Source organism: Novosphingobium sp., from assembly GCF_036803765.1.
Lineage (GTDB): Bacteria > Pseudomonadota > Alphaproteobacteria > Sphingomonadales > Sphingomonadaceae > Novosphingobium.
In genome coordinates, this window is sequence record NZ_DAIRTS010000016.1 from 47,445 (window position 1) to 69,694 (window position 22,250).

Annotated in this window: 23 protein-coding genes and 1 other RNA gene; 10 read left to right on the plus strand and 14 right to left on the minus strand. The window is 67.6% G+C overall.

Annotated elements, in window-relative coordinates:
- Window positions 1-194: 194 nt before the first annotated feature.
- Window positions 195-555: a transfer-messenger RNA gene (gene ssrA / locus V7Q48_RS11895) on the minus strand.
- Window positions 556-584: 29 nt separating this feature from the next.
- Entirely contained in the window at window positions 585-1,037 is a 453-nt protein-coding gene (mscL, locus tag V7Q48_RS11900) for a large conductance mechanosensitive channel protein MscL (RefSeq protein ID WP_333838369.1), read from the minus strand.
- Window positions 1,038-1,232: 195 nt separating this feature from the next.
- On the opposite strand from mscL, the gene V7Q48_RS11905 reads away from it, so the two are divergent.
- Genes V7Q48_RS11905 through V7Q48_RS11920 form a run of 4 tightly spaced genes read left to right on the plus strand, consistent with a single transcriptional unit; the run spans window position 1,233 to window position 3,849 of the window.
- Window positions 1,233-1,838 carry a LemA family protein gene (locus V7Q48_RS11905; RefSeq protein ID WP_333838370.1) on the plus strand — a complete coding sequence of 202 codons (606 nt, stop codon included), beginning with the start codon at window positions 1,233-1,235 and terminating at the stop codon, window positions 1,836-1,838.
- 4 nt (window positions 1,839-1,842) lie between these two features.
- Complete coding sequence (locus V7Q48_RS11910; protein ID WP_442947128.1) at window positions 1,843-2,634, plus strand: TPM domain-containing protein; 792 nt, start codon at window positions 1,843-1,845, stop codon at window positions 2,632-2,634.
- Between the two features lies 1 nt (window position 2,635).
- The gene (locus tag V7Q48_RS11915; protein WP_333838372.1) at window positions 2,636-3,307 is read left to right on the plus strand and encodes a TPM domain-containing protein; all 672 of its coding nucleotides are present in this window, start codon (window positions 2,636-2,638) and stop codon (window positions 3,305-3,307) included.
- Window positions 3,304-3,849 (plus strand): NUDIX hydrolase, encoded by a 546-nt coding sequence (locus V7Q48_RS11920; RefSeq protein WP_333838374.1) that lies wholly within the window; start codon window positions 3,304-3,306, stop codon window positions 3,847-3,849. Before V7Q48_RS11915 ends, V7Q48_RS11920 begins: the two co-directional genes overlap by 4 nt.
- Here V7Q48_RS11920 and V7Q48_RS11925 read toward each other — a convergent pair.
- From V7Q48_RS11925 to V7Q48_RS11935, 3 genes are all read right to left on the minus strand, one after another.
- A complete protein-coding gene (locus V7Q48_RS11925; protein WP_333838376.1) occupies window positions 3,809-4,807 on the minus strand; it encodes an acyltransferase in 999 nt (332 codons plus the stop codon). The genes V7Q48_RS11920 and V7Q48_RS11925 overlap by 41 nt on opposite strands.
- A 197-nt stretch (window positions 4,808-5,004) precedes the next feature.
- The gene (locus tag V7Q48_RS11930) at window positions 5,005-6,309 is read right to left on the minus strand and encodes an MFS transporter (protein ID WP_333838377.1); all 1,305 of its coding nucleotides are present in this window, start codon (window positions 6,307-6,309) and stop codon (window positions 5,005-5,007) included.
- Between the two features lie 67 nt (window positions 6,310-6,376).
- Entirely contained in the window at window positions 6,377-6,850 is a 474-nt protein-coding gene (locus tag V7Q48_RS11935) for a MarR family winged helix-turn-helix transcriptional regulator (protein WP_333838378.1), read from the minus strand.
- A 102-nt stretch (window positions 6,851-6,952) separates the two neighbouring features.
- On the opposite strand from V7Q48_RS11935, the gene V7Q48_RS11940 reads away from it, so the two are divergent.
- From V7Q48_RS11940 to V7Q48_RS11955, 4 genes are all read left to right on the plus strand, one after another.
- Window positions 6,953-8,434, plus strand: coding sequence for a carotenoid oxygenase family protein (locus V7Q48_RS11940; RefSeq protein ID WP_333838380.1), 1,482 nt, complete (start codon window positions 6,953-6,955; stop codon window positions 8,432-8,434).
- A complete protein-coding gene (locus tag V7Q48_RS11945; protein WP_333838382.1) occupies window positions 8,434-9,549 on the plus strand; it encodes an NAD(P)-dependent alcohol dehydrogenase in 1,116 nt (371 codons plus the stop codon). Before V7Q48_RS11940 ends, V7Q48_RS11945 begins: the two co-directional genes overlap by 1 nt.
- Window positions 9,546-10,010, plus strand: coding sequence for a DUF3237 domain-containing protein (locus V7Q48_RS11950; protein ID WP_333838383.1), 465 nt, complete (start codon window positions 9,546-9,548; stop codon window positions 10,008-10,010). Before V7Q48_RS11945 ends, V7Q48_RS11950 begins: the two co-directional genes overlap by 4 nt.
- A 271-nt stretch (window positions 10,011-10,281) precedes the next feature.
- Complete coding sequence (locus tag V7Q48_RS11955; RefSeq protein ID WP_333838385.1) at window positions 10,282-10,815, plus strand: GNAT family N-acetyltransferase; 534 nt, start codon at window positions 10,282-10,284, stop codon at window positions 10,813-10,815.
- A gap of 63 nt (window positions 10,816-10,878) precedes the next feature.
- Here the strand turns inward: V7Q48_RS11955 and V7Q48_RS11960 are convergent, their stop codons facing one another.
- Both V7Q48_RS11960 and V7Q48_RS11965 read right to left on the minus strand, forming a co-directional pair.
- Window positions 10,879-11,355, minus strand: a complete 477-nt coding sequence (locus V7Q48_RS11960; protein WP_333838387.1) for a nuclear transport factor 2 family protein — start codon at window positions 11,353-11,355, stop codon at window positions 10,879-10,881.
- Window positions 11,356-11,368: 13 nt separating this feature from the next.
- Window positions 11,369-12,451: a serine hydrolase domain-containing protein gene (locus tag V7Q48_RS11965; protein WP_333838388.1), complete on the minus strand. Its 1,083-nt coding sequence runs from the start codon at window positions 12,449-12,451 to the stop codon at window positions 11,369-11,371.
- Window positions 12,452-12,716: 265 nt separating this feature from the next.
- Here V7Q48_RS11965 and hslV point away from each other — a divergent pair, with 265 nt between their 5' ends.
- Together hslV and hslU are read left to right on the plus strand one after the other, a co-directional pair.
- Complete coding sequence (hslV, locus tag V7Q48_RS11970) at window positions 12,717-13,277, plus strand: ATP-dependent protease subunit HslV (RefSeq protein ID WP_333838389.1); 561 nt, start codon at window positions 12,717-12,719, stop codon at window positions 13,275-13,277.
- Window positions 13,274-14,575, plus strand: a complete 1,302-nt coding sequence (hslU, locus tag V7Q48_RS11975; protein WP_333838390.1) for an ATP-dependent protease ATPase subunit HslU — start codon at window positions 13,274-13,276, stop codon at window positions 14,573-14,575. Before hslV ends, hslU begins: the two co-directional genes overlap by 4 nt.
- A 103-nt stretch (window positions 14,576-14,678) precedes the next feature.
- Here hslU and V7Q48_RS11980 read toward each other — a convergent pair whose 3' ends face one another.
- The 7 genes from V7Q48_RS11980 to V7Q48_RS12010 form a co-directional block, all read right to left on the minus strand.
- Entirely contained in the window at window positions 14,679-15,557 is an 879-nt protein-coding gene (locus V7Q48_RS11980; protein WP_333838391.1) for a GntR family transcriptional regulator, read from the minus strand.
- A 102-nt stretch (window positions 15,558-15,659) separates the two neighbouring features.
- Window positions 15,660-17,789 (minus strand): xanthine dehydrogenase family protein molybdopterin-binding subunit, encoded by a 2,130-nt coding sequence (locus tag V7Q48_RS11985; protein WP_333838392.1) that lies wholly within the window; start codon window positions 17,787-17,789, stop codon window positions 15,660-15,662.
- Window positions 17,790-17,800: 11 nt separating this feature from the next.
- Window positions 17,801-18,265, minus strand: coding sequence for a (2Fe-2S)-binding protein (locus V7Q48_RS11990; protein ID WP_333838393.1), 465 nt, complete (start codon window positions 18,263-18,265; stop codon window positions 17,801-17,803).
- Between the two features lie 23 nt (window positions 18,266-18,288).
- Complete coding sequence (locus V7Q48_RS11995; RefSeq protein WP_333838395.1) at window positions 18,289-18,663, minus strand: c-type cytochrome; 375 nt, start codon at window positions 18,661-18,663, stop codon at window positions 18,289-18,291.
- A gap of 243 nt (window positions 18,664-18,906) precedes the next feature.
- The gene (locus V7Q48_RS12000) at window positions 18,907-20,247 is read right to left on the minus strand and encodes a glutamine synthetase family protein (RefSeq protein WP_333838396.1); all 1,341 of its coding nucleotides are present in this window, start codon (window positions 20,245-20,247) and stop codon (window positions 18,907-18,909) included.
- 250 nt (window positions 20,248-20,497) lie between these two features.
- Window positions 20,498-21,430, minus strand: a complete 933-nt coding sequence (locus V7Q48_RS12005) for an electron transfer flavoprotein subunit alpha/FixB family protein (protein ID WP_333836199.1) — start codon at window positions 21,428-21,430, stop codon at window positions 20,498-20,500.
- A complete protein-coding gene (locus tag V7Q48_RS12010; RefSeq protein ID WP_333836197.1) occupies window positions 21,430-22,176 on the minus strand; it encodes an electron transfer flavoprotein subunit beta/FixA family protein in 747 nt (248 codons plus the stop codon). Before V7Q48_RS12010 ends, V7Q48_RS12005 begins: the two co-directional genes overlap by 1 nt.
- Window positions 22,177-22,250: the final 74 nt, after the last annotated feature.

Sequence of the window (22,250 nt, forward strand, 5' to 3'; positions counted from 1 at the left end):
CGCGTCTGGCCGTCCTTCGACAGGCTCAGGACGAGCGGATGGGATGCAGCGCAAACGACCCGAACCCATTCCCCCTGAGCCTGTCGAAGAGCCAGACGGCCATGCGCCCACGCCTCATCGAAGCGAGAGCCGAATTTATCCAAGATAAGCGCAAAGGTGGGGGGATTTCTGTTGCCCGGCACCCCCCGGGCCGCTGGTATCACTTCTGTTGACCGGCGTGTCCAGCCGCGCTTTCGCTTTGTAAGATCAGGCCGTTAGGCCGTCAGGTTACGCGGCGAGAGCAAGTGCTTCGTTGTCGTTGGCACTTGTGGGTTTTGAGCCTTTAACGGGTTACTCAGCCCGGGCGAAAACAACGCTTTTCAACACACGTCGATCCTAGTTCGGCCCCGTCATCTTTCCCGCAGCCCCTGGAAGGAGCCGTGCGCGGAAGAGGTGGTGGAGCCGCCGGGTACCGCCCCCGGGTCCGCTGCATCTATTGCACGTCGCAGTTTATCGCCATAGCCGGACGAACCGGCAGAGGGTCATATAGGAAGCCCGCGCCGCCAAGGGAAGGGGCGGCGCAGGCTTGTCCCGTCCTTTTCGTCTCAATCCCTGGCCTTGAGCGCGTCGCGGATCTCGATCAGCAGGTCGACTTCGCTCGGGCCGGCGGGCTTGGCGGGTTCTGCGGGCTTTTCCTCGTGATGCTTGCGGATCAGCGAGTTGGCGGCCTTGACCAGCAGGAAGATGATGAAGGCGACGATCAGGAAGTTGACCGCCTGGGTGATGAAGTCGCCATAGCCGATCATCGAAACGCCGGCGGCCTTGAGCTGCGAATAGCTGTCGACGTCGCCCTTGAACGTGGCGGGGATCGGGCCGAGGCGCACGAAGAAGCGCGTGAAATCGACGCCGCCGGTCACGAACCCAACCACCGGCATGATGACGCTTTCGGTCAGCGAGGTGACGATCTTGCCGAACGCGCCGCCGATGATCACACCGACCGCGAGGTCGAGCACGTTGCCGCGTGCGATGAAGGTCTTGAACTCGTCGAGAATGGCCACGCTGCGTGTCCCCCTTTTGTTAACCGTCGTTGGCGGTTTTGTGCCATTCGATGGCCTGCGCGGCAAGGCGCAGGGCCAATCCTTTACAGTTCGACGAACGACACGACGAACGCACGACGAAGCCGGGTTCATGCCCTTGAACGGAAACGTGCCTGCGCTATGTCGTCTCGTGCATTCTGCAACGAGGATCCAGTCATGTCCGGCCAGTTCAACCGCTTCCTGCCCCGCTTCGCCCTGACGGCCGTGGCGGCCGCGAGCCTCGCCGGCTGCGGGGTCAACTCGATCCCGACGTCGGAGGAAAACGCCAAGGCCAAGTGGGCCGAGGTGCAGAACCAGTACCAGCGCCGCGCCGATCTCGTGCCCAACCTGGTCGCGACGGTGAAGGGCTATGCCAAGCAGGAGCAGGACACCTTGGTCAAGGTGACCGAGGCGCGCGCCAAGGCGACGTCGGTACAGATCACCGCGGCCGACCTGACCGACCCCGACAAGGTCGCCGCCTACCAGAAGGCACAGGGCGAGCTGTCTCAGGGCCTCGGGCGCCTGATGGCCAACGTCGAGGCCTATCCGGACCTCAAGTCGAACGAGAACTTCCTCGCGCTGCAAAGCCAGCTCGAAGGCACCGAGAACCGCATCGCCGTCTCGCGCCGCGATTACAACGACGCGGTGCAGTCGTACAACACCACCATCCGCACCTTTCCGGCGGTGATCGGCGCCAAGGTGATCTACGGCGCCAAGCCGATGGTGCCGTTCCAGGCCACCACCCCGGGGGCAGACACCGCGCCCAAGGTCAACTTCAACTAAGCCGGTGAAACGGCTCGCCACGATCGTGCTGCTGGTGCTGGCGTTCCTCGCCGCACCAGCCATGGCGCAGACAGCGTCGGACCTGAAATTTCCGCAACTGACCGGCCGCGTGGTGGATGACGCCCACCTGCTCACGCCCGAGCAGGTGGGGGCACTTGATGCCAAGCTCGCCGCGCTCGAGACGCAGTCGCAGCGCCAGCTTGTCGTGGCGACGGTGCCCGATCTCGGCGGGCTCGAGATCGAGGACTATGGCTATCGGCTGGGCCGAGCCTGGGGGATCGGTGACAAGGGCCGCAACGACGGCGCGATCCTGCTGGTCGCGCCCAACCAGCGCAAGGTGCGCATCGAGGTCGGCTACGGGCTCGAGGGCATCCTGACCGACGCGCTTTCGGCGATCATCATCCAGCGCGAGATCGTGCCGCGCTTCAAGTCCGGCGACTATGCCGGCGGCATCAACGCGGCGACCGACCAGTTGATCGCGCAGCTCAAGCTGCCCGAGGACGAGGCGCGTAAGGTCGCGGCGCAGGCCGAAAAAACCCAACGCAAAGCGCGCGAGCCGCATTTCGATGCCGGCACTGTGGTGTTCCTGCTGATCTTCTTCTTCTTTTTTGCCCTGCCGTTCCTGCGCGCGATGCGCGGCGGGCGTCGCTATGGCGGCGGGCCGGGCGTGTTCATCTTCCCCACCGGTGGCTGGGGAGGCGGCGGTGGCGGCGGCGGCTCCGACTGGGGCGGCGGTGGTGGCTTTTCCGGTGGTGGCGGCAGCTTCGGCGGCGGCGGCGCTTCGGGGGACTGGTGACATGATACTGACCAGGGAAGATGGTACCCGGATCGCGCAGGCCGTGGCCGAGGCTGAAGCGGGCACCGCCGGGGAGATCGTCACGGTGCTGACCCCGCGCTCCGACAGCTACACCGACGTTGCCTTGGCATGGTCGGTCTTCGTCGCATTTCTCGCGCTGGCCGCGCTGGAGACGGCGCCTGCATTCTATATCGCGCTCGTCGATCGCGCGCTGGGCCTGTGGGCCAGCGAGTGGGGCCCGCGGGCCTATTTCGGGCTGGCGCTGACCGTGGCCGTCATCAAGTTCGCGGCGATGCTGGCGATCCTGCAATGGCGGCGCCTGCGCCTGTGGCTGACACCGACGCCCGTCAAGCGCGCCCGCGTCCATGCCCGCGCGCTGACCGCCTTCCGGCTGGGTGCTGAGAGCCGCACCACTGGACGCACCGGCGTGGTGATCTATGTCTCGCTGGACGAGCGCAAGGCCGAGATCATCGCCGACCGTGCCATCGCCGATCGCGTCGATCCCGAAGTCTGGGGCGCGGCGATGGTCGCGCTGCTCGGTCCCTTGCGCGACGGACGCTTGGCCGACGGCATGGTCGCCGCGATCGCGCAGGTCGGCGCGGTACTTGCCCAACACGCCCCGCGCCTGGCCGACGACGTCAACGAACTGCCCGACGGACCCATCCTGCTATGAGCTTCGAGACCGAATACCGCGAGAACCCCGAGGAAGTGCGCTGGGAAGGCCGCTTCATCACCGCGCGCACGCGTGGCCGCTGGGAATATGTCACCCGCGCCCGCAACATCCGCGCCGCGGTGATCCTCGCCATTACAGAGGCGCGCGAGGTCGTGCTGGTCGAGCAGTTCCGCGTGCCGCTGGGCCGGCCCTGCCTCGAGCTGCCTGCGGGCCTCATCGGCGACGATGACAGCAGCGCCGACGAGGACGCGATCCTGGCCGCCGCGCGCGAGCTGGAGGAAGAGACCGGCTACCACGCCGAGCGGCTGGAATCGCTGGGCGAGTTCTGGTCCTCGCCGGGCATGGTTTCGGAAAGCTTCACCCTGTTCCGCGCGCACGGGTTGACCCGCGTGGCGGCGGGCGGCGGCGTGGGCGAGGAAGGCATCACCGTCCATCACGCCCCGCTCGATGACTTCGCCGACTACCTCGCGGCGCAGCGCGCGCGCGGGCTGGCGGTGGACGTCAAGCTGCTGACGCTGCTGGGGCCGGGCCTGATCGCCTGACCTTCACGATCGGCGCAAAGCCGGCGAGCCTGGCAAGGCCGAGCCGCGTGGCGACGAGATCCAGAACGACGGGGATGGCCACCGCGCCGCCGAAGATCACCGCGAAGGCCAAGGCCACCGGGATGCCCGGCGCGACCTTGTAGACCAGCGCGCGCAGCACCGCGCCGACCATGACGTGCACGAGGTAGATCGGCAGCGAGCGCTGGCCAAGCCAGGCCAGCCCCGGCACCGCCAGCCGGCTCGCAAGCCAGACGAGGGCATAGCACGCGCACAGGCTGGGCACGAAGAACAGGCTCCAGCGGATGTCGATCCCGCTGCGCAGGCTGGCCAGTGCGGCAAGGGCCGCGACGGCGAAGGCGACGAGAGCTGGTCCGGTGCGCCAGCGCAGAAGCACCCCGCGCCGGGCCAGCCACGCACCGAAGAAGAAGAACGCCGGCCAGTACGTGCCGTTGTCGAGCGTGACGCCGAGCCGGTCCTGCGGCAGGTCGGCGCGCCAGGCGACAAGGTTGGCGACGAGGAACAGCCCCGTCACCAGCAGGGGCCAGCGCCCGACCAGTGCCATCAGCGCGATGCAGGCGATGAGGTACAGCAGGAACCAGTAGTGCTGGAACGGGATCACCGGCAGCACGATCACGTCGCTAAGGCGCAGGGCGCTGCCCGAGGCCGGCATGGCGAGCAGCAGGACCGCGGTGATCGTCGACCACAGCAGGTAGGGCCAGTAGAGATCGAGCGCGCGCGGCCAGACGTCGGCCCAGCGCCGCACGCGGCCTTGCAGGAAATAGCCCGAGACCAGGAAGAAGATCTGGACGTGCCAGCCATAGGCCAGCCGGTCCGCCCATTGCAGCAACGGGTCATCGGCCATGTGCCCGGTATTGATCAGCGCGCGCGTCATGTGGAACCACGCGACCGCCAGGATCGCCAGCCCGCGCGCGCGGTCGATAGCCGGATCTCGTGTCACGCTGCCCCCTTTGCCTGAGGGCCGGACATGCCACGGCGGCACGGGCGTGTCGATGTCGTGGTGGCGGGTGTCGGGTGTGGGCCTTCGACAGGCTCAGGCCGAACGGAGGTGGGGTTCGGGTTCCGGTTCCAGCACCCTTGGCCTCTCCATCCGTTCGCCCTGAGCTTGTCGAAGGGCGGGGCCGGCAGGCGCCTCGCTCAGACTCCTTCGCGCAGGCGCAGCGCCAGCAGCGTGCCGGCCGCGCACAGCGAGCCGAGCGCCATGATGATTGACACCGTGAGCAGCGGCATGCCGGCGGCGTGGAACAGTTCGCCCGCGAGGATGGGCGAGCCTGCCGCGCCGATGCGGCCGGCGCCGATGGCGAAGCCGGTGCCGGTGGCGCGGACCTTGGCCGGGAAGCCATGCGCGAAGGCGGAGTAGAAGCCGACGATCGCGGCATTGGTGGTGAAGCCGGTGCAAAACACCGCGAAACGCCAGCCGTCGAGGCTCTGCGCGCCGAGGCCGAAGACCATCACCGCGGCGCAGCCGGCCAGCAGCATGACGATCGTCGGCCACTTGATCCCGAAGCGGTGCATCAGGAAGCCGAACAGGCCGCCGCCGATCGCGCCGCCGATGTTGGCCCAGACGAGCACGCTGGCCGCCTCGGGCTGGCTGTAGCCGAAGTCGGCGACGATCTTGGGGCTCCACTTGAGGATGTAGTAGAACGTGATCGCGTGGAACGAGTAGCCGATGGTGAGCAGCAGCGTCGTGCCGATCAGGCCGGGGCGGAAGATGTCGAGCACGCTGGCGCGCGGCGCGGCGGCCTCGACCGGGGGCAGGGCGGTCGCGGGCGGCAGGCGGAACGCGGCGAGTGAGCGGTTGGCGCGTTCGAGCGCATCGGCCGGACGACGGACCAGATACCAGGCGGGCGTCTCGGGCACGAGGAAGAACACCAGCGGGATGAACACGACGGTCGCGATCGCGCCGAATTCGAAGACCAGGCGCCAGTCGCCGCCCTTGAGCAGCAGCGCGGCGATCGTGCCGCCCACGGTCGCGCCGATGGGATAGCCGATCACCATCAGCGACATGGCGAGGCTGCGCCCCTTGTTGCTGCAGATCTCGGCGGTCACGGCATTGATCGCAGCGAGCATGCCACCGATGCCCAGGCCCGTGAGCAGGCGCCACAGGGCCAGCGTCGTCGGGCTGGCGGCGGTCGTCGCGAAGCCCATGCCGATCGCCATCACGACGAGGCAGCCCAGCACCGTGGGCCGGCGGCCGAAGCGGTCGGCGGCACCGCCGAACACGATCGAGCCGAAGCCCATACCGATCAGTTCCATCGACAGCACGACGCCCAGCGCGTCGCGGGTGATGCCCCATTCCTTGGCGATGCCCGGCGCGGCGAAGGCGCTGGACAGCACGTCGAATCCGTCGAGCGCGTTGAGCGCGATCATCAGCGTCACGGCGATCCATTGCCGCGCGCCCATCGGCGACTGGCGGATCACGTCTCGTGGGTCGTTGAACATCGTGCCTCTCCCGTCGGCGCCATCCGGCGCGCATTGCTATGGCTTATAACAAGGTCTTGCGGCCTGACTACTCATGAATGCGGGCGAGCAGGTCGAGCAGCAGCCGGACTTCCTTGTCGCTGAAGCGGCTCTTCACCCAGGCCTCGTGCTCGCCGATCGCGAACTTGGCGCGGGCGAGCATGGCCTGGCCTTCGGGCTCGAGATAGAGCGCCTGCTTGCGGCCATCTTCTGGCGAGCGGTCGCGGCGCAGGAAATGCTTGGCCTGCAGGCGGTTGATGATGGCCATCGTCGTCGCGCGGTCCATGCGCAGGCGCTGGGCGAGGTCGGTCTGGGCAATGCCCGGGTGGTTGTCGACCAGCCACAGCACCGAGACCTGCTTCTGCGTGAGGTCCAGTTCGGTGAAGGTCTCGGTGAAGTGTCGCAGGCAGGCACCGTGGGCCAGGCGGATGTGGAAGCCGAGAATGTCGTTGATCTCGCCGATGTCGGCTTCCTCGCCGGGCGGCGGCGGCGTCACCGCGTCCACGAACTTGTCCTTGATCAATGCCTGCTCCCCGAATTCAAGCGCATCACGCTTGCACAATCGTTAGTGTACCATACAATGAACCACGAAGGATGCCCCACGAGGATTCCTCAGGAGGATGCCATGGCCCACTTTCCCGCGTCGCCCGCTTTCACGGGCTTCAATACGCCGTCGCGAATCGAGGCGGACATTGCCGACCTTGCGCACGAGGGCGAGATTCCCGCCGGTCTGAACGGGGCGTTCTACCGTGTCCAGCCCGACCCGCAATTCCCCCCGCGCCTGGGCGACGACATCGCCTTCAATGGCGATGGCATGATCACCCGCTTCCACATCCACGACGGCCAGGTCGATTTCCGCCAGCGCTGGGCGCAGACCGACAAGTGGAAGCTGGAAAAGGCCGCGGGCAAGGGCCTGTTCGGCGCCTATCGCAACCCGCTGACCGATGACGAGAGCGTGCAGGGCGCGATCCGATCCACCGCCAACACCAATGCCTTCATCCACGCCGGCAAGCTCTGGGCGATGAAGGAGGACAGCCCCGCGCTGCTGATGGATCCGGCGACGATGGAGACCATCGGCTTTGAAAAGTTCGGCGGGCGCATGACCGGCCAGACCTTCACAGCGCATCCCAAGATCGACCCGGCCACCGGCAACATGGTGGCGATCGGCTATGCCGCCAGCGGTCTGTGCACCGACGACGTCACTTACATGGAAGTCGGCCCCGATGGCGAACTGGTCCGCGAGGTCTGGTTCAAGGTGCCCTACTACTGCATGATGCACGACTTCGGCATCACCGAGGATTACCTCGTGCTGCACATCGTGCCCTCGATCGGCAGCTGGGAACGGCTGGAGCAGGGGCAACCGCACTTCGGCTTCGACACGACCAAGCCCGTGCATCTGGGCGTGATCCCCCGCCGCGACGGCGTGCGCCAGGAGGACATCCGCTGGTTCACGCGTGACAACTGCTTTGCCAGCCACGTGCTCAACGCCTGGCAGGACGGGACCAAGGTCCACTTCGTCACGTGCGAGGCGAAGAACAACATGTTCCCGTTCTTCCCCGATGTCCACGGCGCCCCGTTCAACGGCCGCGAGGCGATGAGCTTCCCGACCGACTGGGTGGTGGACATGGCGAGCAACGGCGAGGAATTCGCCGCGATCGAGCGCCTGTCGGATACCGCCTGCGAATTCCCCCGGATCGACGATCGCTTCGCTGGCCGGCACACCCGCCACGGCTGGTTCCTCGAGATGGACATGAAGCGCCCGGTCGAGCTGCGCGGCGGCAGCGCCGGGGGCCTGCTGATGAACTGCCTGTTTCACAAGGACTTCGCCTCGGGCGAGGAGCAGCACTGGTGGTGCGGCCCGACCTCGTCGCTGCAGGAGCCGTGCTTCGTGCCGCGCAGCCCCGATGCGCCGGAGGGTGACGGCTGGATCGTCCAGGTTTGCAACCGGCTGGAAGAGCAGCGCAGCGACCTCCTGATCTTCGAGGCACTGGACATCGCCAAGGGTCCTGTCGCAACCGTCAACATCCCCATCCGGCTGCGCTTCGGCCTGCACGGCAACTGGGCAAACGCCGACCAGATCGGCCTGATGGAGAAGGAAGCCGCCTGATGACCGCGATCCGTGCCGCCGTATGCCGCGAGGGCAGCCCCGCCTTCACGATCGAGAACGCCACGCTCGAGGCGCCGCGCGCGGGCGAAGTGCTCGTGCGCGTCGTCGGCGCGGGCGTGTGTCACACCGACATGGCGGTGCGCGACCGGCAGCTGCCCGTGCCGCTGCCCGTGGTGCTGGGCCACGAAGGCTCGGGCGTGGTCGAGGCGGTGGGCGAGGGCGTCACCAGCGTCGCGCCCGGCGATCCGGTGGTGCTGAGCTTCGCCAGCTGCGGGCAGTGCCCCAATTGCGCGGATCACGCGCCCGCCTACTGCTACGGCTTCGGCCTTCACAATTTCAGCGGCGGCCGGGCCGATGGCAGCACCGCGATCGCGACCGACGGCGGGGCGGTACACAGCCACTTCTTCGGGCAATCCTCGTTCGCGACCCATGCGCTGGCGACCGAACGCAACGTGGTCAAGGTGCCCGAGGATGCGCGCGACGTGCCGCTCGAGCTGCTCGGCCCGCTCGGCTGCGGCATCCAGACCGGCGCCGGCGCGGTGCTCAACGCCATGGCGGTCAAGCCGGGCCGCTCGCTCGCGGTATTCGGGGCGGGCGCGGTCGGCCTCTCGGCGATCATGGCCGCGCGCATCGCCGGCGCCCATCCGATCATCGCCATCGACCTGCATGACAACCGCCTTGCCCTGGCGCGCGAACTGGGGGCGACGCACACGATCAAGGGCGATGGCGACATCGCGGCAGAGCTTGCGGCGCTGTGCCCGCAAGGGTTGAACTATGCCTTCGACACCACCGGCCTCGCCAGGCTGATCGAGCTGGCCTTCGGGCTGATCGCCCCGCGCGGCATCCTCGGCCTCGTCGGTGCCTCGGATGCCGATGCCATGCTCCACTTCAACGAGACCGCGCTGATGGGCGGGGGCAAGCGCGTCATGGGCATCCTCGAAGGGGACAGCGATCCGCAGACCTTCATTCCCGAGCTGATCGGCCATTACCGCGCGGGGCGGTTTCCCTTCGACCGGCTGGTCGAGACGTTTCCGTTCGAGGCGATCAACGACGCGTTTGCCGCGGGCGAAAGCGGCCGCGTGATCAAGCCCGTCCTCAAGGTATCCGCTGCATGATGATCAAGCCCGAACTCGAATTCGTCTACGAGGCCAGCGGCGAGCTGGAGCCGCCGCGCGCGATCGGCAAGACCTATGACGGCACGCGCCGGATCATCCCGATCGTCGGCGGCGGCCGGGTCGAGGGCCCGCTGATCCAGGGCCGGCTGGTGGGAAACTCGGCCGACTGGCAGGTGACGCGCCCCGACGGCGTCACCGTGGCCGATGCGCTCTATGCGATCGAGACCGACGACGGCGTGGTCATCCAGATCCGCAACAAGGGCCTGCGCCGCGGCCCGCCCGAAGTCATGGCCCGCCTCGCCGCCGGTGAAGAGGTCGACCCGGCGGAATACTATTTCCGCACCGTGCCCGAGTTCATCGCGCCCGAGGGCAAGTATGCGTGGATGAACGAGTCGATCTTCGTGTGCAGCGGCGCGCGCTATCCGCTGGGCATCAAGCTGTGGGTCTGGCGCGTCCTCTAGGCGGCGTGGACAAATTGGAATGACTGATTACGCCCTAGAGTCGGACGTTCCGGATGGGGATCCGGGCTACCACGACCTGCCATTGGTTAAGCATGTCTTTCCCGTTTCTCCGTTTCGAACAGGCCGGTTTGGGAAAGAGCAATCGGGAACAGGTTTTGGGAAACGGGGTCCCTTGGACGGCCCCCGCTGGGATTGCCGCCGCGACTGTCCCGCCTTCGGTTCGTGTGCGGGAACGGTCGTGTCTGCTCGACGAGCCGGTTATGTGTAGTTGATGCCGCTGCTCGAGTCCGCCACCCACGAACCTCCGTCGATCCTGACAGAGAGTGATGCCGGCGAGGTCGCTGACCTATATGCCCGCTGCACCGACTATTTCATGTTGCAGGACGGGGAGCCGGCGACTCTGGCGGATGCGATCGAGCTGTTCCGGGACGTTCCAGAGGAAAAGAGTGCTGTCGATCAGGTCGTTATGGGCTGGCAAGACGAGAATGGTCTTATCGCCGTGGCCGCTATCCTGCGTGACTATCCAAGCGATGGTGTCTGGTATCTTGGCTTTATGATCGTTGATGCAGCTGCCAGAGGGCGAGGCATTGGCCGGTCGATCTATGACACGATCGAACGATGGGCGGTGGATGGCGGGGCGCAGGAAATACGCCTTGCCGTGCTTGAGGTGAACGGGGCAGCGGAAAGGTTCTGGCGGTCGCTGGGTTACAGAGAGCTTCGGCGGGTCGGTCCTGACACATTCAAGGCGCGAAGCCACCATCGCGTCGAACTATGCCGGTTGTTGGGCGGCAATCTGCCAGCGTAGCCCGCCCCGTGGGGTGGCAATCGGCATTCCCGATATTCGATCCCGATGCGAAGCCTCGGCCCGCTATCTGCCGGCGGCGCTCCGCTGTTCGGCCGGCGTCGCGGCGCGGTGTCCGTAGCTGAGAACGCTGGTGATCCGCCAGGCGCCATCCTGCTTCGCCCAGACCATAACGAACTTGGCGATCCCCTCGCATCGTCCCGTTGCGAGCTCACAGAAGCGGTGTTCACCTTCCTCGATCGCGCCGTAATCCTTGATCGGATAGACGCGGAACGTCGCCGAGATCAGTTCACGCTTCACCTTCCCGCAAATGTATTTGCGAACGCCGTCGACCATCGCGTCACGCTCGAATGTCGCACCGCCGGTGTCGTGATAGAAAGCGACCTTCGGATCGAAATAGCCGGAGAAGGTCGGCAGGTCGCAGCGATTGTAGGCGTCGAATACCTTCGCATCGAGCGCGCCGATCTCCGTGGTTAACGGATCGGCCGGCGGCAGCATGGACGTCGCGAGCAAAGCTGCGGCAGCGACGACGGCTGTCATCATGGCTTTGGTCCTGTCAGTTCATTTGGGCGCGAAGGAAGGCGATCAGCTTCGGATCGCTACCCGTGCGTTCGAGGATGGGCAGGATGACCCGCCACCCGTTGTCGCTGTTGGTCAGGATGACGATGCCGTCGCCGCTCACCCGATCGATCGCAGCGAAGGTAAACGCCCCGGCATCCTTGCCAGTGTGGAGCATCGTTGTGCCTCCGGGGAAGCCGAGGAGCTGCCAGCCAAGGCCGAAGCCAGTCCAGGGCGGGCAGGTGGCCACTTTCGATCCGGCACATATTTCGGGTGTCAGATCGGCTTGCGATCTGCTGCGCTCCGCCGCGACGGACGCGGACAGGCTACGGTCATTGCGGACGTCGGTGAGGAAGCGCGCATAATCGCGTGCCGTCGCATGCGCCAGATCGGCAGCGTTGTATCGCGTCACCCGTCCGACGGGCAACGGCTTGCCTGCGGCGTCATAGGGCACGGCGATCGGCACCGTCTCGCCTTGCGCCGACACATAGCCCGTGGCGCGCATTCGGGCGGGGGCGAACAGCCAGCGTCCGGCGAGCGCCTCGAACGACTGGCCGGTGCGGTGCTCGGCGTAGCGCGCCGCATATTGATACCCCTCGCCCGAATAGCCGGTCGTCGTGCCGGGATCATGATCGAACGCCAGCCCCTTTGCATCGCGCCAGTTGGGTAATCCGGTGCGATGGCTAAGCGCCATGCGGACCGTTAGCTTCATCCGCCGGGGATCGCGCGACAGGTCGGGATCGCTCCAGTAGCGATCCATCGGCTCGTCGAGCGGCAGCCTGCCAGCTGACACGAGCCGCAGGATGACTTCCGCCGTAAGCGGCTTAGTCAGCGAGGCGAGATTATAGGGCGTGGCAACAGTCGCCGTGCGGTTCGGCCCCGCCATACCCCAAGCCCCGGTAGAGACGATCCGTCCATCGCGGATCACGGCGACCGATGCGCTCTCCACCCGCTGTTCGCGGAGGGTTGTGGTCATGTCCGGCAGTGCGATGTTCCGGGCGTGCGCCATCGAGGTGCAAACCATCAACGCAAGCACGCCGACGCGGACTCCCCGTTTCGCCATATTCAATGTATTGCCCATATATAACAGCTAACGGTATCGAAGTTCGACGGCAACCTGCGTCGCATTTTCATCGAAGTGACGGACGCGAAACCGCTGCGAGATTCCTCAAATAGCATTGTTTTCGGGACGGCAGCTATCGCCCGCGCCCTCCCCAAAAACGGCCAGACTGCTCCCCACCAATTCTTGCCGTTCCCACCGATTCCGAATTTGTCCACGCTACCTAGGAGCGTGCCCTCTGGGGGCACGCGCTTGAACGGCGGGTCCGCGATCCCATATCGCGGGCATGAACGACAGCAAGGCGAGCCACGGCCTGGTCCAGTGGCACGGCACCACCATCATCGGGGTGAAGAAGAACGGCCGCACGGTCATCGCCGGCGATGGCCAGGTTTCCATGGGCAACACCGTCATGAAGCCCAATGCGCGCAAGGTGCGCCGCATCGGCGATGGCAAGGTGATCGCAGGCTTCGCCGGCGCCACGGCGGATGCGTTCACTCTGTTCGAGCGGCTCGAGCGCAAGCTGGAGCAGCATCGCGGCCAGTTGATGCGCGCGGCGGTCGAACTCGCCAAGGACTGGCGTACCGACAAGTACCTGCGCAACCTCGAGGCGCTGATGATCGTCGCCGATGCCGAAACGCTGCTGGTGCTGACCGGCAACGGTGACGTGCTCGAGCCCGAAGGCGGCATCACCGCGATCGGCTCGGGCGGCAATTATGCGCTCGCCGCCGCACGCGCCCTCGATCTGTATGAAGACGACCCGGAAGTGATCGCCCGCCGGGCGATGCAGGTGGCCGCAGACATCTGCGTGTTCACCAACGACCGCGTCACGCTGGAAGAAATCGCATGAAGGATTCGCTGACCCCCAAGGCCATCGTCCGCGCGCTCGACGAGCACATCGTCGGCCAGGCCGATGCCAAGCGCGCCGTGGCCGTGGCGCTGCGCAACCGCTGGCGCCGCCAGCACCTCTCGGCAGACCTGCGCGACGAGGTGAGCCCGAAGAACATCCTGATGATCGGGCCGACCGGCTGCGGCAAGACCGAGATCAGCCGGCGCCTGGCGCGGCTGGCCGACGCGCCCTTCGTCAAGGTCGAGGCGACCAAGTTCACCGAGGTCGGCTATGTCGGCCGCGATGTCGAGCAGATCGCCCGCGATCTTGCCGAGGAAGCCATCCGCCTGGAAAAGGAGCGGCGCCGCGAGGCGGTGCGCGAGGCGGCCAGCAAGGCGGCGATGGACCGCCTGCTCAAGGCCCTCGTCGGCGACGGCGCGAGCGAGGCGACCCGCGAGAGCTTCCGCCAGCGCCTGTCCGAGGGCGCGATGGACGATGTCGAGGTGGAGATCGAGGTCGAGGACCAGCCCTCGATGCCGATGGAGATCCCCGGCATGGGCGGCAACGTCGGCATGATCAATCTGTCGGACATGATGGGCAAGGCCTTTGGTCGCAACCAGACCAAGCGCCGCAAGATGCGTGTCGCCGATGCCTGGGACAAGCTGGTCGACGAGGAAGCCGACAAGCGCATGGACCAGGACGACGTGGCGCGCGTGGCGCTGCAGAATGCCGAGACCAACGGCATCGTCTTCCTCGACGAGATCGACAAAATCGCGGTGAGCGACGTGCGCGGCGGTTCGGTGAGCCGCGAAGGCGTGCAGCGCGACCTGCTGCCGCTGATCGAGGGCACCACGGTTGCGACCAAGTACGGGCCGATGAAGACAGACCACGTGCTGTTCATCGCCTCGGGCGCCTTCCACGTCGCCAAGCCTTCCGACATGCTGCCCGAACTTCAGGGTCGCCTGCCGATCCGGGTCGAGCTCAAGGCGCTGAGCGAGGACGACTTCGTGCGCATCCTGTCGGAAACGCGCGCCAACCTAGTCGAGCAGTACCGCGCGCTGATCGGCACCGAACAGGTGACGCTGGACTTCACGCCGGAGGCCGTGCGCGCGATCGCCCGCACCGCTGCGCAGGTCAACGATAGCGTCGAGAACATCGGCGCGCGCCGCCTGCAGACGGTGATGGAAAAGCTGCTCGAGGAAGTGAGCTTCGATGCCGAGGATCGCATCGGCACGACGGTGACGGTGGACGAAGCCTACGTGGCCGAACGCCTCGCGGGTCTTGCCGCCAACGCCGACCTGTCGAAGTACATTCTCTGACGGCACGCAAGGCTGCCACCCTCGTCTGACACCCAAATCCTCCCTGCCGCAAGGCGGGGAGGGGGACCACCGCAAAGCGGTGGTGGAGGGGCCGACTTAAGGGTCAGCCGTTGAGCCGGTCCCAGTCCTGCATCAGTTCCGCGCAATCGCGGATGTCGCCCGAGATCGCCGCCGTCAGCGCCTCGGCATCGGCCTTGGCAATCGCCTTGGCCGCGGACTGGTGGTGATCGACCAGCGCCGCAGTGCCGTAGCGGCCATAGACCACGCGCATGAACGGTCCGAACTGCATCCACAGGCTCTCGATCATGCGGTTGGCCAGCGGCATCGGCGCCGCCCCGTAGATCAGCGAGTGGAAGCGGAAGTTGGCTTCCATGTAAGCGTTGACGTCGCCTTCGCCGAGCGCGGCGTGGGTCGCCTCGTCGGCGGCGCGGATGTCGCGCAGGCGGGCCGCATCGATGTGGGGTAGGGCAGCCAGCGCGGTCATCGGCTCGAGCACGGTGCGCAGGCGCATGATCTCGTCGAAGCGTTCGAGCGTCATGCGCGGCACCATCACCGCTCGCTTCGAGCGGATCTCGACCGCGCCTTCGGCGGCGATGCGGCTGAGCGCGTCGCGCACCGGCATCTGGCTGACGCCCATCTGCTGCGCCAGCCCGCGTGTCGAAATGCCCACGCCCGGCGCGATCTTGCCGGTGATCAGGCGATAGCGCAGGTCGTTGTAGACCTGCTCGCGCAATGACGACACTGCATCGGGCTCGGCCACCGGGACGGCGCGCGCGGCAACGCCCTTGGAGGCAGCCTTGGATGCCGGGGCCTTGGCGACCGTCGTCTTTGCCGTCGCAGTCCTGGTCGCGGCTTTCGTGGCAGGTTTTGCAGCGGCGGTCTTGGCGCCAACAGTCTTGGCGGCTGCAGTCTTACCGGCAGTGCGCGGCGCCACCCCTTTCGCGGTCTTGGCGGAGGGTGCGCCGATCTTGCTGACTGCCATTGTTTTTTCTCTTCAAGCCGGGCGTGAACGTCCCGCCCGGTATTACCAACTGCCGTTCGCGATGCAAAGCCTGATGGCCTCGGCACGAACGGCAGATATCGATCAGGCCTGCGTGATTGCCTCCTGCAGCGGAATGCGGCGCAGGCGCTTGCCGGTGGCGGCGAAGATCGCATTGGCCACGGCCGGCGCGATGACCGCGGCGGGCGGCTCGCCCATGCCGCCCGGCGCATTGTCGGTCGGCATGACATGGACGACGACACGCGGCGCCTCGTTCATCCGCAAGGGGCGCACGTCGTTGTAGTTGCTTTGGGCGATCCGGCCCTTGGACAGCGTGACCCCGCCGAATAGCGCGGCCGACAGCGCGAAGATCACCCCGCCCTCGATCTGCGCCTTGACGCCCAGCGGATTGACCGCCGGCCCGCAGTCGACCGCGATCGTGACGCGCGGCACCGCGATCTGGCCTTGGCCATCGACCCGGGCGTGGGCGACCGCGGCAATATAGGTGTCCCAGATGTGCAGGACGGAAAGGCCGAGGCCTTCGCCCTTGGGCATGGCCTTGCCCCATCCGGCTTCCTGCGCGGCGCGTTGCAGCACGGCGCGGGCGCGCGGATCGGTGATATGCGCCAGGCGCCAGGCCAGCGGATCGGCGCCGGCGGCATGGGCCAGTTCGTCGGCGAAGCTCTCGATCACGAAGGTATTGCGCAGGCCGCCGACGCCACGCCACCAGCCAGTGGGCATCGCGCTTTCGACCTGCTTGAACGTGACGAGCCGCGCGGCGGCGGGATAGAGCGGATCGAGCGCGCCATCGACGGCGTCGGCATCGACGCCGGGGAACTTGTCGCCCATCAATCGCGCCATGACCGAGGAGCCGGCGATGCGATGTTCCCACGCCAGCGGCTTGCCGGTCTTGTCGAGCGCGACGGAAATGCGGTCGACGTAAGCGGGGCGCACGATGTCGTGCTGGATGTCTTCCTCGCGCGTCCACACCAGCTTGACCGGGTACGGCAGCTTGGCGGCCAATTCGACGGTGCGCTCGACCATGTCGGTCTCGAGCCGCCGGCCGAAGCCGCCACCCATCAGGAAGTTGTGGAACGTGACCTTCTCGACCGGCAGGCCGAGCTTGGCCGCGGCGGCCTTGCGCGCATCGGCCGGCACCTGGCTGCCGGCCCAGATCTCGGCACCGGCGGCGGTGACGTGCGCGGTGCAGTTGCACGGCTCCATCGTCGCATGCGCCAAGAACGGCTGGTGATAGACCGCCTCGACGGTCCGGGCCGCACCGGCGCGGGCGGCGGCGAGATCGCCGGTGGTCTTGGCGGTGACGCCGGGCTTGGCCAGCGCCGCCTCGATCGCGGCCTCGACCGCGGACTGGTCCGCGTTGGCGTTGGCGCCTTCGTTCCAGGTGGGCGCCGCGGCGGCGAGGCCCTGCTTGGCGTTCCACATCGTGTCGGCGACGACATAGAGGCAATCGTCGGTCGCGATCACCGCAGCGACACCCGGTACGGCCTTGGCGGCCTTGGCGTCATGGCCGGCGAGCTTGCCGCCGAACACCGGCGATTGCGCGAGCGTCGCGATCTTCATGCCGGGCACGGCCACATCGATGCCGAAGGCGGCGCGGCCGCGGATCTTGTCGGCCGAATCGAGGCGGCGCGTGTCCTTGCCGATGACCTTCCACGCCGAGGCGGGCTGCGGCACGGCATCGGTCGGCAGCGGGGCGGCAGCGGCGGCGGCGACCAGCGCCGCATAGGGCAGGCGCCTGCCGCTGGCGGGATCGACCACCGCGCCGTTGTCCACGCGCAGCCCGGCGGGCGAAACCTTCCACTGGCGCGCGGCGGCGCCGATCAGCGCGGCGCGGGCATTGGCCCCGGCCTGGCGCAGCGGCTTCCACACCTCGCGGATCGTGGTCGAGCCGCCGGTGCCAGTGTCGATCGGGGCGAAGCGTTCGGGCGCGGCGTCGGGGATCGACACGCGCACGGCCGTCACCGGGACGCCCAATTCCTCGGCGACCAGCATCGTCACCGAAGTCAGCACGCCTTGGCCCATCTCGGTCTTGGGCAGCGCCAGCGCGACGGTGCCGTCAGCCCCGACCGAGAGAAATCCATTGGCGGCGAGGCCACCCTTGCCGTCGCCAGGCGCAACAGCGGCTGCACCGCGCAGCGGCACCACGAGCGCACCGGCGAGGGCCGTCGCGCCGACGAGGAAGCCGCGGCGCGAGGGAGCGAGTGTGTCGGTCATGGTCGTCCCCCTCAGGCGCGTGCGGTGTCGGCGGCGCGATGGATCGCGGCGCGGATGCGGTTGTACGTGCCGCAGCGGCAGATGTTGCCGCTCATGCCCTCGTCGATCGCGGCGTCGTCGGGCTTGGGATTGGCCTTGAGCAGCGCGGCGGCGGCGACGATCTGCCCCGGCTGGCAATAGCCGCACTGCACGACGTCGAGCTCTTCCCATGCCGCCGCGAGGGCCTGGCCCAGCGGTTGCCGGGTCAGTCCCTCGACCGTGGTGACCTGCTTGCCCTCGACCGAGGACACCGGGGTCTGGCAGGAGAACAGCCGCTCGCCATCGACCAGCACGCTGCAGGCCCCGCACAGGCCCGCCCCGCATCCGAACTTGACCGCGGTCACCCCGGCGACGTCACGCAAGGCCCACAGCAGGGGCGTGTCGTCCGTCACCGCGAGGGTGCGTTGCTGGCCATCGATCGTGAGCGTGACGGGCATTGGGGCTCCTGGCGTATCTGCGATCAGTGCAGGGTCTTGAGGTAGGCGATGATGTCGGCGCGCTTCTTGGCGTCCGGCACGGCGATGACCATGCGGGTTCCGGGAACCAGCTTGCCGGGCGCGGTCAGGAAGGTGTCGAGCGTCTTCGGATCCCAGGTCTTGCCCGAATTCTTGAGCGCGGTCGAGTAGCTGAACGGCGTGCTGGCGGCCTTGCGTCCGACGACGCCCCAGAGGTTGGGCGCGGCCATGCCCTTGGCGCCGGCGGTGTTGACGTGGCACATCTGGCACTGCTGCTTGAACGAGGTCGCGCCGGCGGCGGCGTTCTGGGCCATGGCGGGCGCCGTCACGCTCGCGGCCAGGCTGGCAAGGGCAGTGGCAAACCAATGAATACGACGCATTCGGGATCGTCCTTCGGATGACAGGGCTCGCCACGCGCGGTTGATCCATGCGCACGGCCCGGGGGGGTCGGGGCTACGGAACGCGGCGTCCCGTCTCCCGCCCGCCGTTTTGCCGCATTGCAAGGGCAAAATCCACCGATTCAGCAGAACTGATGCCCCGCCAAAGGTATGGTTAAGTCCACCATCAGTCTCGAATTTGCCCGCGGACGTGGCTGGCGGGCAAGCGGTCCGAAGGGGAAGGTGTCAGAGCAGCGAGAGGTAGGTGTCGTATTCGAAGCGGTCGATCTGCGCGAGGAACGTCGCCCGGTCCTGGCGCTTGCACGCGGTGAAGATGTCGCGAAAGCGCGCGCCGAACAGGTCTGCCATGGCAGGCGATGCGCCAAAGGCCAACAAGGCGGCGCCCCATTCGACCGGCAGCGCGACGCCGGCCCCCGGCTGGCCCGGGTCCTGCGGCGGCGGCGGCGTCGATCGTCCCTCGATGCCCGCGAGCATGCCGCCGAGCATCGCGGCCATGGCGATGACGGGATTGGCGTCGGCCCCGGAAATGCGATGCTCGATCCGCGTCGCGGCCGGTCCGGCGCGGATCACCCGCACCGCAGCGGAGCGGTCATCGAAGCCCCATCCTGCCGACAGCGGCGCATGGGCATCGGGGCGGAAGCGGCGGTACGAGTTGAAGTTCGGCGCGAAGGCCAGCATCGCCTCGGGCATCGTCGCGATCAGCCCGGCCACGGCGTGATGCAGCATTTCTGATGGTCCGCCCTCGGCATCGGCGAGCACGTTGCGTCCGGTCGAGTCGAGCAGGCTGGCGTGGATGTGCAGGCCGCTGCCCGAACAATCGCCATAAGGCTTGGCCATGAAGGTCGCGCCAAGCCCATGCGCCGCGGCCAGGCGGCGGACCAGATGGCGCAACAGCACGGCGTCGTCGGCCGCGGCCAGCGCGTCGGCGCGGTGTTCGAGGTTGAGTTCGTACTGGCCCGGCCCGGCCTCGCTGACCAGCCCGTCGGCCGGGATGCCGCGGGCCTGTGCGGCACCGAGGATCGCATCGAACAAGGCCGCGTGCGACGCCAGCGCCGTGGTCGACAGCGTGTCGTTGCGATACCTTGCGCCGTCGGGCGGCACGGGCAGGCCATCTTCGCGGCGGTAGAGATAGAATTCGAGTTCGGTCGCCACCACCGGCGTCAGGCCGAGGGCGGCATATCGTGCCAGCACCGCCTGCAGCACGCCGCGCGGATCGGCGGGGCAGGGCGCGCCGTCGTCTCCCGTCATCGCCAGCATCACGGTCGCGCTGTTGCCATCCAGCCATGGCGCCATGCCCCAGCGGCCGGTGACCGGGCGGCACAGTCCATCGGGATCGCCCGTGCCGAACGCCAGCCCCGCCGCGCCGACATCACGGCCCCAGGCATCGAGCGCGAAGAGCGAGCGGGGCATCGGCATGCCCTTGGCGGCCAGCGCCAAGGCCTTGGCGCGGGTCAGCCACTTCCCGCGCGGGGCGGCGTTGATATCGAACAGCACGGCCTCGACGCGCGTGACGTCGGGATGCGCGGCCAGCCAGGCATCGAAGGAAATGGCGGTGTCATGAGGCATTGCCGGGGCATAGGAAAGCAGGGCGGCGCTGTCCATTGCGAGGGCCGGTTGTACCCCTCCGTCAGGCCTGACGGCCTGCCACCTCCCCGCCGCCATGCGGCAGGGAGGACCCCAAAGATCCTCCCCACACCGTGGGGAGGGGGACCGCCGGCGTAGCCGGTGGTGGAGGGGCAATGGCGCAACGCCCCACCCCTCCGTCAGGCCTTGCGGCCTGCCACCTCCCCATCAATGATGGGGAGGAGCGTCCGCGTTACAGCTTGCCGGCCAGTTCGGGTGCGGCGGTGAACAGGTCCGCCACCAGGCCCACGTCCGCGACCTGGAAGATCGGCGCGTCCTCGTCCTTGTTGATGGCGATGATGGTCTTGCTGTCCTTCATCCCGGCCAGGTGCTGGATCGCGCCCGAGATGCCGACCGCGACATAGACTTCGGGTGCCACGATCTTGCCGGTCTGCCCGACCTGGTAATCGTTGGGCACGTAGCCCGCGTCCACCGCCGCACGGCTCGCACCGATCGCGGCGCCGAGCTTGTCGGCCAGCGGGGTGATCGTCGCGGCGAAGGTCTCGGCATCCTTGAGCGCGCGGCCGCCCGAGACGATGATCTTGGCGCTGGTCAGTTCGGGGCGCTCGCTCTTGGCGATTTCCGAGCCGACGAAGCTCGACAGCCCGGCATCGCCCGCACCGCTCACCGCCTCGACCGCCGCGCTGCCGCCGCTGGCCTCGGCCTTGGCGAAGGCCGTGCCGCGTACGGTGACGACCAGCTTGGCATCGCCGCTCTCGACCGTGGCGATGGCATTGCCGGCATAGATCGGGCGCGTGAAGGTCTTGGGGCCCTCGACCGAGAGGATGTCGGACACCTGCATCACGTCGAGCAATGCGGCCACGCGCGGCGCGACGTTCTTGCCGGTGGTCGTGGCGGGCGCGACAAAGGCGTCGAAGCCGTCCATCAGCCCGGCGACGAGCGGCGCGACGTTCTCGGCCAGCGCATGGGCGTAGGCCGCATCGTCGGCCTTGAGCACCGCCGACACGCCGGCGACCTGCGCCGCGGCAGCGGCCACGGCATCGACGCCCGAACCGGCGACCAGCGCGGTCACGTCACCGATCTGCGCGGCGGCGGTCACGGCATGCAGCGTGGCGTCCTTGATCGCGGCGCCGTCGTGCTCGACCCAGAGAAGAACCTTACCCATCACGCGACTCCCAGTTCCTTGAGCTTGGCCACCAGGCCATCGACATCGGCGACCTTCACGCCGGCGGCGCGCACCGGCGGCTCGGCCACCTTCAGCGTCTTGAGGCGCGGCGCCACGTCGACGCCGAGGTCGGCCGGGGTCCTGGTCGCCAGCGGCTTCGACTTGGCCTTCATGATGTTGGGCAGCGAGGCATAGCGCGGCTCGTTGAGGCGCAGGTCGGTGGTCACCACCGCGGGCAGCGCCAGCTTGACCGTCTCCAGACCGCCGTCGATCTCGCGCTTGACCACGAGCTGGTCACCCTCGACCGAGACCTCGTTGGCGAAGGTGCCCTGCGGCCGGCCGAGCAGCGCGGCGACCATCTGGCCGACCTGGTTGCTGTCGTCGTCGATCGCCTGCTTGCCGGTGATGATCAGGCCCGGCTGCTCCTCGCCCGCGATCGCCTTGACGATCTTGGCGACGCCCAGCGGCTCGACCTCATCGTCGCTCTGCACCAGGATCGCGCGGTCCGCACCCATCGCCAGCGCCGTGCGCAGCGTGTCCGCCGCCTTCGCCGGCCCGACCGACACCGCCACGACTTCGGTAACCACGCCCTTTTCCTTCAGGCGGATCGCTTCCTCGACCGCGATCTCGTCGAACGGGTTCATGCTCATCTTCACGTTCGCCAGCTCGACACCCGTGCCGTCCGCCTTCACACGCGGCTTCACGTTGTAGTCGATCACGCGCTTTACGCAGACCAGGGCTTTCATCGGTAAAGTCCTTTCAACATCCTTTGCGCGGCAATCTACTCCCCTTTACGTAAACGTCAACCTGCCCGAGAGGC

Excerpts from the sequence above, each read along its gene's own strand:
- V7Q48_RS11905 (WP_333838370.1), top strand. The coding sequence starts at position 1,233 with ATGTCCGGCCAGTTCAACCGCTTCCTGCCCCGCTTCGCCCTGACGGCC.
- V7Q48_RS11915 (WP_333838372.1), top strand. The coding sequence starts at position 2,636 with ATGATACTGACCAGGGAAGATGGTACCCGGATCGCGCAGGCCGTGGCC.
- V7Q48_RS11920 (WP_333838374.1), top strand. The coding sequence starts at position 3,304 with ATGAGCTTCGAGACCGAATACCGCGAGAACCCCGAGGAAGTGCGCTGG.
- V7Q48_RS11930 (WP_333838377.1), bottom strand. The coding sequence starts at position 6,309 with ATGTTCAACGACCCACGAGACGTGATCCGCCAGTCGCCGATGGGCGCG.
- V7Q48_RS11940 (WP_333838380.1), top strand. The coding sequence starts at position 6,953 with ATGGCCCACTTTCCCGCGTCGCCCGCTTTCACGGGCTTCAATACGCCG.
- V7Q48_RS11945 (WP_333838382.1), top strand. The coding sequence starts at position 8,434 with ATGACCGCGATCCGTGCCGCCGTATGCCGCGAGGGCAGCCCCGCCTTC.
- V7Q48_RS11950 (WP_333838383.1), top strand. The coding sequence starts at position 9,546 with ATGATGATCAAGCCCGAACTCGAATTCGTCTACGAGGCCAGCGGCGAG.
- V7Q48_RS11955 (WP_333838385.1), top strand. The coding sequence starts at position 10,282 with ATGCCGCTGCTCGAGTCCGCCACCCACGAACCTCCGTCGATCCTGACA.
- V7Q48_RS11960 (WP_333838387.1), bottom strand. The coding sequence starts at position 11,355 with ATGATGACAGCCGTCGTCGCTGCCGCAGCTTTGCTCGCGACGTCCATG.
- V7Q48_RS11965 (WP_333838388.1), bottom strand. The coding sequence starts at position 12,451 with ATGGGCAATACATTGAATATGGCGAAACGGGGAGTCCGCGTCGGCGTG.
- hslV (WP_333838389.1), top strand. The coding sequence starts at position 12,717 with ATGAACGACAGCAAGGCGAGCCACGGCCTGGTCCAGTGGCACGGCACC.
- hslU (WP_333838390.1), top strand. The coding sequence starts at position 13,274 with ATGAAGGATTCGCTGACCCCCAAGGCCATCGTCCGCGCGCTCGACGAG.
- V7Q48_RS11980 (WP_333838391.1), bottom strand. The coding sequence starts at position 15,557 with ATGGCAGTCAGCAAGATCGGCGCACCCTCCGCCAAGACCGCGAAAGGG.
- V7Q48_RS11985 (WP_333838392.1), bottom strand. The coding sequence starts at position 17,789 with ATGACCGACACACTCGCTCCCTCGCGCCGCGGCTTCCTCGTCGGCGCG.
- V7Q48_RS11990 (WP_333838393.1), bottom strand. The coding sequence starts at position 18,265 with ATGCCCGTCACGCTCACGATCGATGGCCAGCAACGCACCCTCGCGGTG.
- V7Q48_RS11995 (WP_333838395.1), bottom strand. The coding sequence starts at position 18,663 with ATGCGTCGTATTCATTGGTTTGCCACTGCCCTTGCCAGCCTGGCCGCG.
- V7Q48_RS12000 (WP_333838396.1), bottom strand. The coding sequence starts at position 20,247 with ATGCCTCATGACACCGCCATTTCCTTCGATGCCTGGCTGGCCGCGCAT.
- V7Q48_RS12005 (WP_333836199.1), bottom strand. The coding sequence starts at position 21,430 with ATGGGTAAGGTTCTTCTCTGGGTCGAGCACGACGGCGCCGCGATCAAG.
- V7Q48_RS12010 (WP_333836197.1), bottom strand. The coding sequence starts at position 22,176 with ATGAAAGCCCTGGTCTGCGTAAAGCGCGTGATCGACTACAACGTGAAG.